The 8262-nt window shown below is 55.2% G+C and carries 9 protein-coding genes; 1 reads left to right on the top strand and 8 read right to left on the bottom strand.

Features of this window, described 5'->3' with window-relative positions:
• The 7 genes from VKV18_RS02035 to pyrR all read right to left on the bottom strand — a co-directional run.
• Positions 1 to 307 (bottom strand): hypothetical protein (locus VKV18_RS02035; RefSeq protein WP_324202564.1); only part of this gene is annotated, 307 nt, incomplete at its 3' end.
• Positions 304 to 957, bottom strand: a complete 654-nt coding sequence (gene lepB, locus VKV18_RS02030; protein WP_324202563.1) for a signal peptidase I — start codon at positions 955 to 957, stop codon at positions 304 to 306. The genes VKV18_RS02035 and lepB, both read right to left, overlap by 4 nt.
• Positions 954 to 2084, bottom strand: a complete 1131-nt coding sequence (gene carA / locus VKV18_RS02025; RefSeq protein WP_324202562.1) for a glutamine-hydrolyzing carbamoyl-phosphate synthase small subunit — start codon at positions 2082 to 2084, stop codon at positions 954 to 956. The genes lepB and carA overlap by 4 nt, the downstream gene beginning before the upstream one ends.
• 18 nt (positions 2085 to 2102) lie before the next feature.
• Positions 2103 to 3731: an amidohydrolase gene (locus tag VKV18_RS02020; protein ID WP_324202561.1), complete on the bottom strand. Its 1629-nt coding sequence runs from the start codon at positions 3729 to 3731 to the stop codon at positions 2103 to 2105.
• The gene (locus VKV18_RS02015; RefSeq protein ID WP_324202560.1) at positions 3724 to 5016 is read right to left on the bottom strand and encodes a dihydroorotase; all 1293 of its coding nucleotides are present in this window, start codon (positions 5014 to 5016) and stop codon (positions 3724 to 3726) included. The genes VKV18_RS02020 and VKV18_RS02015 overlap by 8 nt, the downstream gene beginning before the upstream one ends.
• Position 5017: 1 nt before the next feature.
• Complete coding sequence (locus tag VKV18_RS02010; RefSeq protein ID WP_324202559.1) at positions 5018 to 5950, bottom strand: aspartate carbamoyltransferase catalytic subunit; 933 nt, start codon at positions 5948 to 5950, stop codon at positions 5018 to 5020.
• A gap of 24 nt (positions 5951 to 5974) precedes the next feature.
• Positions 5975 to 6556, bottom strand: coding sequence for a bifunctional pyr operon transcriptional regulator/uracil phosphoribosyltransferase PyrR (gene pyrR, locus VKV18_RS02005; protein WP_324202558.1), 582 nt, complete (start codon positions 6554 to 6556; stop codon positions 5975 to 5977).
• Between the two features lie 85 nt (positions 6557 to 6641).
• Here pyrR and VKV18_RS02000 point away from each other — a divergent pair, with 85 nt between their 5' ends.
• Positions 6642 to 6815, top strand: a complete 174-nt coding sequence (locus VKV18_RS02000; RefSeq protein ID WP_324202557.1) for a hypothetical protein — start codon at positions 6642 to 6644, stop codon at positions 6813 to 6815.
• Between the two features lie 212 nt (positions 6816 to 7027).
• Here the strand turns inward: VKV18_RS02000 and VKV18_RS01995 are convergent.
• Positions 7028 to 8262 (bottom strand): hypothetical protein (locus VKV18_RS01995; protein ID WP_324202556.1); only part of this gene is annotated, 1235 nt, incomplete at its 5' end.

Here is an 8262-nt window from a genome sequence, read left to right as displayed (position 1 = left end):
GGAGGTGGAAGGTGAGGATTTGGGCATAGTGGAGGTAGGGCATGATGAGGTCGTTATTGAATTCATCGGTGGTGGTATGGTGGAAGAGGAGGAGGTTTCTGGCGTTATGGAGGTAGAAGCCTTCATCGGTGAGGAGGGCGCCGCTCCAGGAAAGACGAGGATAGGCATCGCTGGCTAACGCGTAGAGCCGTACGAAGAGCATGAGGCCGAAGCAGAGAAGAAATAGGAGAAGAAGAGCGTTGCGCCCATGAAAGGCGCTGGCTTTCCAGGGCGATATATTCACTGTGTGTTGCCGGTTCAGCCTCATTGATCCTCCGAATCTTTAGGCGGTTTGGTGTGATAGAGGGTCATGATATACTTCGCGGTAATGTCGCTGATGTGCAGCGGCCCCCAAAAGCGGCCGTCGTCGCTGTTGTTGCGATTATCTCCTAAGACGAAAACGCAGTCCGAAGGCACTTTTAGCGGCTGAAGGACGGCATAAGGATAGTAGAGGTTCGGATTGCTAACCGGGATGGTCGTGTAGTTTTCGTGCAGCGGTTTGCCGTTGATATAGACTGTATTGCCGAGTATCTGCACGGTTTCACCGGGTAGGGCCACGATTCGTTTGATAAGTATTTCACCGCTTTTGATTGTAGTCGCTTCGGCGCCGAGGAAATTGGCGGCGTCGCGCTCTTGAGCCGCCTTGGTAAAATGGAAGGTCACCACGTCCCCACGGGAGGGGAGGATGCCAAAAGGGTAAGCGGCCCATGCCCGCATTAGCAACACATGATCGCCAGGCTTCAGCAGGGGCTCCATAGAGCCGGAGGGAATGTAGCCGGTGGTAAAGGCCAAAGCCGCGTAGCCGAGGACTAACAGCAGAAAGAGAGAAAAGTAGTAGCGGTTTCTCTTTTTCAACTGCAACTCTTTGGCGCCGGCGTCCGGCGTTAACCGAGCGTTATCACGGTGGAAAACGGTCATTTTTTGGCCTCGACCTTCTCTAGAATCTCGATGAACTTACGGAAGAGGTTGGCACTATCGTTGGGCCCAGGGGAGGCTTCAGGGTGATACTGAATCGAGAAGATGGGTAGCTCCCGATGGCGCAGCCCCTCAACCGTGCCGTCGTTAAGGTTGATTTGGGCAACTTCCATGCCGTCGCGTAGTTTATCGGGATCGACGGCGTACCCATGGTTTTGTGAGGTGATGTAGACGCGGCCGCTTTGCAGGTCTTTCACCGGATGGTTGCTGCCCCGATGCCCGAACTTCAGTTTGAAGGTTCGGCTGCCGAAGGCGCATCCTAGCAGTTGATTGCCGAGGCAGATCCCCATGATCGGTTTGCGTTCGGCCAAAGCACGCACGGTATCCACGATATAGCCGAGGTGTGCTGGGTCGCCGGGGCCGGGCGAGAGGACGATGCCATCGGGGTTCTCACGCAGAATCTCCGATGCGGTAGCTGTGCAGGGGTAGACGGTAACCTGGCAATTCAGCGCGGCCAGGTTGCGCAAAATGTTATATTTTACGCCGCAATCAATCAGGGCGAGGCGCCATCGCGCTTCGCGCGCGGCCGTAGGGGAATCGAAAGGAGACGGTGCCTTATCCCCAGGGTGCCACCGATAGGGTTGTTCGGTGGTGACAAGACGGGTAAGGTCTGCCGATTCGTAGCGTGGGGCAGAGCGCAATCGTTCGAGGGCCTGTTGTGGGGTCTCCTCGGTGGAGATGGTTCCCATCATGACCCCTCGGATACGCAAGGCACGTGTAAGCGCGCGCGTATCTACTTTAGAGATGGCAACAATTCCACGCTCCTTTAGGAAATCGTGAAGATTCCACTCGGCACGCCAGTTGCTCGGTGTCTCGGATACCTCATGCACCACAAGGCCGCTTGCCTGTACCTTGCGCGACTCGAAGTCGTCGGGATTGATGCCGTAGTTCCCGATGAGTGGATAGGTGAGGGTAACGATCTGATGAGCATAGGAGGGATCGGTAAGAATCTCCTGATAGCCGGTCATGCCGGTATTGAAAACAACCTCACCTGTGGTGTATCCACCGGCTCCTAACGATTCGCCTTCAAAAACGGTTCCATCTTCAAGAACAAGGATCGCTTTACTCATATCTTTCTTTCCTGTTTATTAGGCTAGCTCCCCGTAGACTTGCTCGCCCTGTATGAAAGTGGCCACTACATTGAGGCGTTCCCATTCGGAAAGGGGAACCTGCATAGGGTTTTCAGAGAGAACCACGAGATCGGCCCATTTCCCTGCGGAGAGGGTGCCACGGTCATCATCGGTGCGGGTGGCGTAGGCAGGGCTGGCGGTATAGGCATAGAGGGCGACTTCGGCCGAGACCCTCTCTTGGTCATTGAGAACGATGCCGGAGGGTGTTTTGCGTTCCATGGCGGCGCGAATGCCATCGAGAGGAGCGCCCGGAACGACGGGGCAATCGGAACTGAAGGCTTGGGCCACTCCTTGGGCTTCGAGGGTTGCATAGGGAGAGAGCGCATTGGCCCGTTCTGCCCCGAGTGCGGCGATATAGGCGTCGCCAAGCTGCATAAGAAATTCCGGCTGACCGATAGACCAGATGTGTTGGCGTCTTAGGCGGGCGATTAGATCGGAGGTGAGAAGCATACAGTGCTCGATACGATGGCCGGGGCGTGGGCGCGGGTGGGCGCGTTGCGCCTTGGCATAGCAGCGTAGGACAAGGTCTATGGCGGCGTCTCCGATAGCGTGGGTGGCGATCTGCCAACCCTTCTGATGGGCTGCTAGGATATAGGCTTCTAGCTCTTCAGGCGGGTGAAGGAAGAGACCGTAGTTGTCGGGCATATCCTGGAAGGGTTGCGATAGCCGACAGGTACGGGTGGTAATGGCGCCGTCGGAAAAGAGTTTTGCCTGCCCAATGTGAAACTGGTGCCCGCTGACATCGGGATGATGAAACTCGTGAGGGGGTGGAGGGTTATCGCCTGAGGCGCGCATCACTTCGGCCCAAGCGATCATGCCGTTGACACGCACCTGAAGCGCTTTATTGCGCACCGCTTGCGCGTAGGCCTCGATCTCTTCAGGGAGCGTATTGGCGTCGGAAGCGGAGGTAATGCCACGCTCTATGAGGTAGCGATTGGCAAGTTTCAGCGCTTCAACCTGCTGGGATCGCGTGGGAGGAGGAATGATCTTATCGAGATTTTGCCAACTGGCCGTTTCAAGCAGGACGCCGGTTGGCTCGCCTTGGGCATCGCGTACGATGGTTCCCCCGATGGGGTCAGGGGTATCTCTTGTGATGTTTAAAAGCTTGAGGGCATAGCTATTGACGACGGCCGCGTGGCCGGAGGTATGCTCGATGCGCACCGGGCGGTCGGTACAGACCTTATCGAGATCGTATCGCGTGGGATGTACGGGAGGGGTGAAGCGGTTGTGGTCGTAGCGATTGCCCAGAATGCATGGCGCGTCTGGTTGTTCTTCGAGGCGCTTGCGCAAAAGCCGAACGATATCGTCCACCGACTTGACCACGGAAGGCGAGAGATCCACTTGCATAAGCGCAAGGCCTAGAGGCAGAATGTGCATGTGACAGTCGAAAAATCCGGGAAGAAGCGTTTTCCCTTGAAGGTCAATCTGTTTGGTTGTGGAACGCGCAAGGATTTTGACCTCCGACTCTCGTCCGACGGCAAGGATACGGCCGTCGGGACCGATCGCGAGGGCTTCGGCCACGGGGCTTTCCGGCTCCATCGTGAGGATGGTGCCCCCGCTGAAAACCGTTTGCGCTCTGCTAGTCATGCGAATTCACCTCTATTTTTCTGCCGTTCAGCAGGGTGAAAAGCGGCCTTCCTTTAACAGTAGCCCCATGAAACGGCGTGTTCTTCGACTTTGAGTGAAGTTTTTCGCGATCAACCGTCCATTCGGCGTCGAGGTCGAACACGGCCACATCGGCAGGGGCATTCGGTTGAAGCGTGCCGAGTTTGTGTGGAAGCACCAAAATGCGCGCCGGGTTACAGCTTAGCCGCGCGATGAGGTCGTTAAGGGACAGTTTACCTGGAAGCACGAGATGGGTATAGCTCAAGGCAAAGGCCGTCTCAAGCCCTACAATGCCGAACGGAGCGGCTTCAAACTCCGTCTCTTTCTCATGAGCGGCATGGGGAGCGTGGTCGGTGGCGATGCAGTCTATGGTGCCGTCGGCCAAAGCCTCTTTAATCGCCTCGCAGTCCTGTGCTGTGCGCAGGGGAGGGTTCATTTTGGCGTCGGTGTTGTATCCGAGGCAAGCCTCCTCTGTAAGTACCCAGTGATGGGGGCAGGCCTCTCCGGTAACCGGCAAGCCTTTTGCTTTGGCCTGGCGCAGAATCTGCACGGTTCGTGCTGAGGAGATGTGCAGGAGGTGAAGACGACAACCTGTGTATTCGCAGAGGAGGATATTGCGCGCCACGGCAATATCCTCGGCGACTCGCGGCATGCCGGCAATACCGAGCACGGTGGAGACGTAGCCTTCGTTCATGGCCCCGTGTGCGGTCAGCGATTTGTCCTCATTATGGGTCAGCAGCGGCAGATCGAGCATGGCACAATACTCCATCACCCTACGCATCGTCTCGGCGCTTTGGATGGGGAAGGCATCGTCGGAGATGGCAATGGCGCCGGCGGCCTTCAGCTCGGCCATCTCGGTTAATTGGCCTCCTTCCATGCCTTTGGTGGCTGCCGCGATGGGGAAAACCCTGGCGAAGCCACATTTTTCGGCCCGTTCACGAATGTAGTGAACAACCGGAGCACTATCTATGGCTGGGTTCGTGTTGGGCATGCAGCAGACGGAGGTGAACCCTCCTGCGGCGGCGGCGCACGTACCGCTTTCAATGTCTTCTTTATATTCAAAGCCAGGCTCACGCAGATGAACGTGGATATCTATAAGCCCTGGAGTTACAAGCAGGCCGTCCACAGGGATCACTTCATCGGCTTGGCGGGTTTCGCCTGGAGGGGTGATGCCCACAATGCGACCATCTTCGATAAGCAGGTCGCCCACGCGGTCGAGATTTTGGGAGGGGTCGAGAATGCGCCCTCCGGCCAAAATAGTTCTCAATTCAGCTCTCCTCAGGTTGGGGCACGCCCATCAGTAGATAGAGCACGGCCATGCGAACGGCGATCCCGTTGGTCACCTGTTCGGTCACGGCACATTGCATTCCACACTTGCCATCGGCAACCTCGGCAGATATCTCCACGCCCCTGTTCATGGGGCCTGGGTGCAGCACCAGCACATCCGGCTTTGCGTAGCGCAGGGTGGAGGCGGAGATGCCGTAAAGTCGGGAGTATTCCCGAAGTCCTGGAAGCAACCCACGGTCTTGGCGCTCCGTCTGAATGCGCAGAACGTTCACCACATCGGCCCCTTCAAGCCCTGCTTTTAAATCGTAATAGACGCTTACCGGCAGCTGGTCGGCATCTTTTGGCATAAGGGTTCGCGGTCCGACCAGGCGCACTTTGGCGCCGAGCTTGGTCAGCCCCCAGATATTGGAGCGAGCGACGCGGCTATGTGCGATGTCGCCCACGATGGCCACAGTTAAGTTTTCGATGGTACCTTTGTAATGTTGGATGGTAAACAGATCGAGCAGAGCTTGGGTGGGGTGTTCATGGCGTCCATCACCGGCGTTCACCACGGGGGTATGCAGCAGCTTTGCAGCAAATTCTGGGGCGCCGGCGGCGTAGTGGCGCATCACAATGCAGTCGGCCTTCAGAGACTGTAGGGTAAGCAGGGTGTCCTTCAGCGATTCTCCTTTGGCCACCGACGATTGCGCGACGGCGATGTTAATGGCTTCGGCGCTCATGATTTTGGCGGCCATTTCAAAAGAGGTGCGGGTGCGTGTAGAGTTTTCGTAAAAGAGGGTTACCATAGCGCGGCCACGAAGGGTGGGCACTTTTTTTACCGGGCGCTGCAGAATCTCTTTGAAGCTGGCAGCCGTCTGCAGGATGTGCAGGATATCCTGTTTCGACGTTTCGCGCAGAGTCAGTAGGTGACGCATACCCTAAGTTCCTTCACTGTGTTGCTAGGCGCCTCGTCTTTGCAGGAGGACGCGGTCTTCGCCGTCGGTTTCGCTAAGGTGCACGGCAATATGTTCGTGCCGTGCGGTTGGTACGTTTTTGCCGACGAAATCGGGGCGAATGGGCAGTTCACGGTGGCCTCGGTCGAGCAGGACGGCAAGTTGGATGGAGGCCGGCCGTCCCAGATCGAGGAGGGCGGAGAGGGCGGCACGGACGGTTCGACCGGTGAAGAGCACATCATCCACCAGCACGACGCGCTTTTCATTGAGGTCTACCGGTATATCGGAGGGGGCGACGGCGGGCAGGCCTTTGGGGTTTGTGCCGTAGTCATCTCGATAGAGGCCGATATCGAGACGGCCTACGGGGACTGAGGTTCCTTCTATCTGATAAAGAAGTCGCGCGAGGCGCTGAGCAAGAGGAGCACCGCGGGTAAGAATGCCGATAAGGACGAGGTTTTCAACACCTCGGTTTCGTTCGACGATCTCATGAGCAACGCGGGTGAGCGCCCTTCGGATGTCATCGGCATCCATAAGGGGCACGGTTTGTAGGTTATCTAAGGCATCCGTCTTTGGATGTTCGCTCTCCACGGCTATCTCTCCTTGCGGAGGCGGAGCGCACGACACAGCTTGCCACCATCCGCGATCTGGGGCCGGGGGAGGCGGAGAGGGTGTTGTGTCAATCCTAACCCAGCTTTTGGCCGGGCGTTACTGCATTGATAGGGTAGAACGGACAGCACATCCCTTGTCAGCCTCACCGGACCGACTTAAAGGTTCACGCTTTCTGTGTCCGCTTTCGCAGACGCCTATCATTCTACCGCAAGATGGTCATGCCATGCAAGCCCTCTAGTTTTTGCAGAAAAATAACTTTGAAGTGCTCCCTAAGTGTACAGGTTTGATTAGAAGGGAGAGAAGTAAGGGGTGAGAACTGGGTAGTCCTTTTCCAAGCACAGCCTATGACAGTATAGGGTAACTGCGTTGTTGCAAAATAACGCTCCCTGTCTTGCTAGCGCACATCGATAGCAAAGATGTAGGCCATGCGAATGAATCCTACGCAATAGCCTAGAGATTCGGGAGTAGAGGAGCCATTTTGTTGTTGAGCGCATCGAAGTTCGGATCTACAAGGCTGTTACTCACAATGATGGTATTATCTGCATACGCCCAATAGAATGGTGAGGTGGATGGATTCGGTTGAAGAATGCTATTGAGAATATCTAAAAGAGGGCGACGGGTGAAAGCAGTACAGGATGGACTTATTTTCTGTTGGGGAAGGCCGACGATAACAACGTTAATTCCGGTTCGGGTTCCGATCTCTTCTAGAGCATGGCCAAGTGTCGTTGTTTTTGGGAAATGGAAGGTGTACCGTTGCAGCAGCGTGGCGGGGAGTTGGTGTCTTTTTTGAAATTGACCATAAACTATTCTCGGTGGGTCTATTGCGATACAATGTTCCTGGATTTCCTTTTGCTGTAGACGTACGCGTTCCTCCGGCCAATCGTTAATCATAAAGCTGAAACCATCCAATTGATAATTTCGTGCGAGACTACAGTTCGCTCTTAATTTTAGACCTATGGAAAAAGAGTAAAAACTGCCATTGTTATCCAATAGCAAGAATTGTCTTTTTGATAATCCAAGAGAAACAGGACTAAGATCCCTTTCCGAGAGTAGAGAAGGAACGTTGTGGAGGGAAGAAGGGGATTGGGAGCAGACAGGAATGCGTATCGAGGTACTTTGTAGGCAAAGCCCTGCCATTTTTACGAGGGCGTGCCCTATGACGGGATCGGCGGGTGACCATGCTTCAGGAGGCAGTTTCTGAAGATAGTGAATGAGGTCTATCCCCACTTCATGAAGCCTCCACTCTTGTGAATTTGCCGGGTAGTACGGAGCGTCAACTTGCAAAAAGTAGGATGGTCTGAGGTGATAACCGACGAAATGGGGACAGACAACTATCTCTCTGCCAAGCGCTAGACATAATATTTCTATGACCTTGTAGGTGGGTAGGCGACGTAAAGATAGCTCGAGACTTGGATCCCCTAGTCTGGCTGATATCCGCAATTTTCTTTGATGGCTTAGGTTGCCTGAGGGTAAGCCATCGACTCCGGTTACTACCGAGGTTTGGAAGAGGCTATCGTATTCTAAAGTGATGGGCTTGCCGACGTGTTGAGAGAGCAGATGAAGAAACCTCGAAACTGTTGTATGTTGAAAAGATAGGGTTATGACATGTTCTAATTGAGGAGTATTCGACCATTCTCTGGTTGAAGGGGTATCTAGGTTGATAGCTGCCGCAAGGAAAGGTGTGT

It is taken from the genome of Chthonomonas sp., assembly GCF_035294505.1.
Classification (GTDB): domain Bacteria; phylum Armatimonadota; class Chthonomonadetes; order Chthonomonadales; family Chthonomonadaceae; genus Chthonomonas.
The sequence above is the reverse complement of the archived record's forward strand: the minus strand, read 5'-3'. Positions and strand labels throughout refer to the sequence as shown.

Bases quoted from the DNA above. Each gene is read 5' to 3' on its own strand.
- lepB (WP_324202563.1), bottom strand. From the start codon at position 957: ATGACCGTTTTCCACCGTGATAACGCTCGGTTAACGCCGGACGCCGGC.
- carA (WP_324202562.1), bottom strand. From the start codon at position 2,084: ATGAGTAAAGCGATCCTTGTTCTTGAAGATGGAACCGTTTTTGAAGGC.
- VKV18_RS02020 (WP_324202561.1), bottom strand. From the start codon at position 3,731: ATGACTAGCAGAGCGCAAACGGTTTTCAGCGGGGGCACCATCCTCACG.
- VKV18_RS02010 (WP_324202559.1), bottom strand. From the start codon at position 5,950: ATGCGTCACCTACTGACTCTGCGCGAAACGTCGAAACAGGATATCCTG.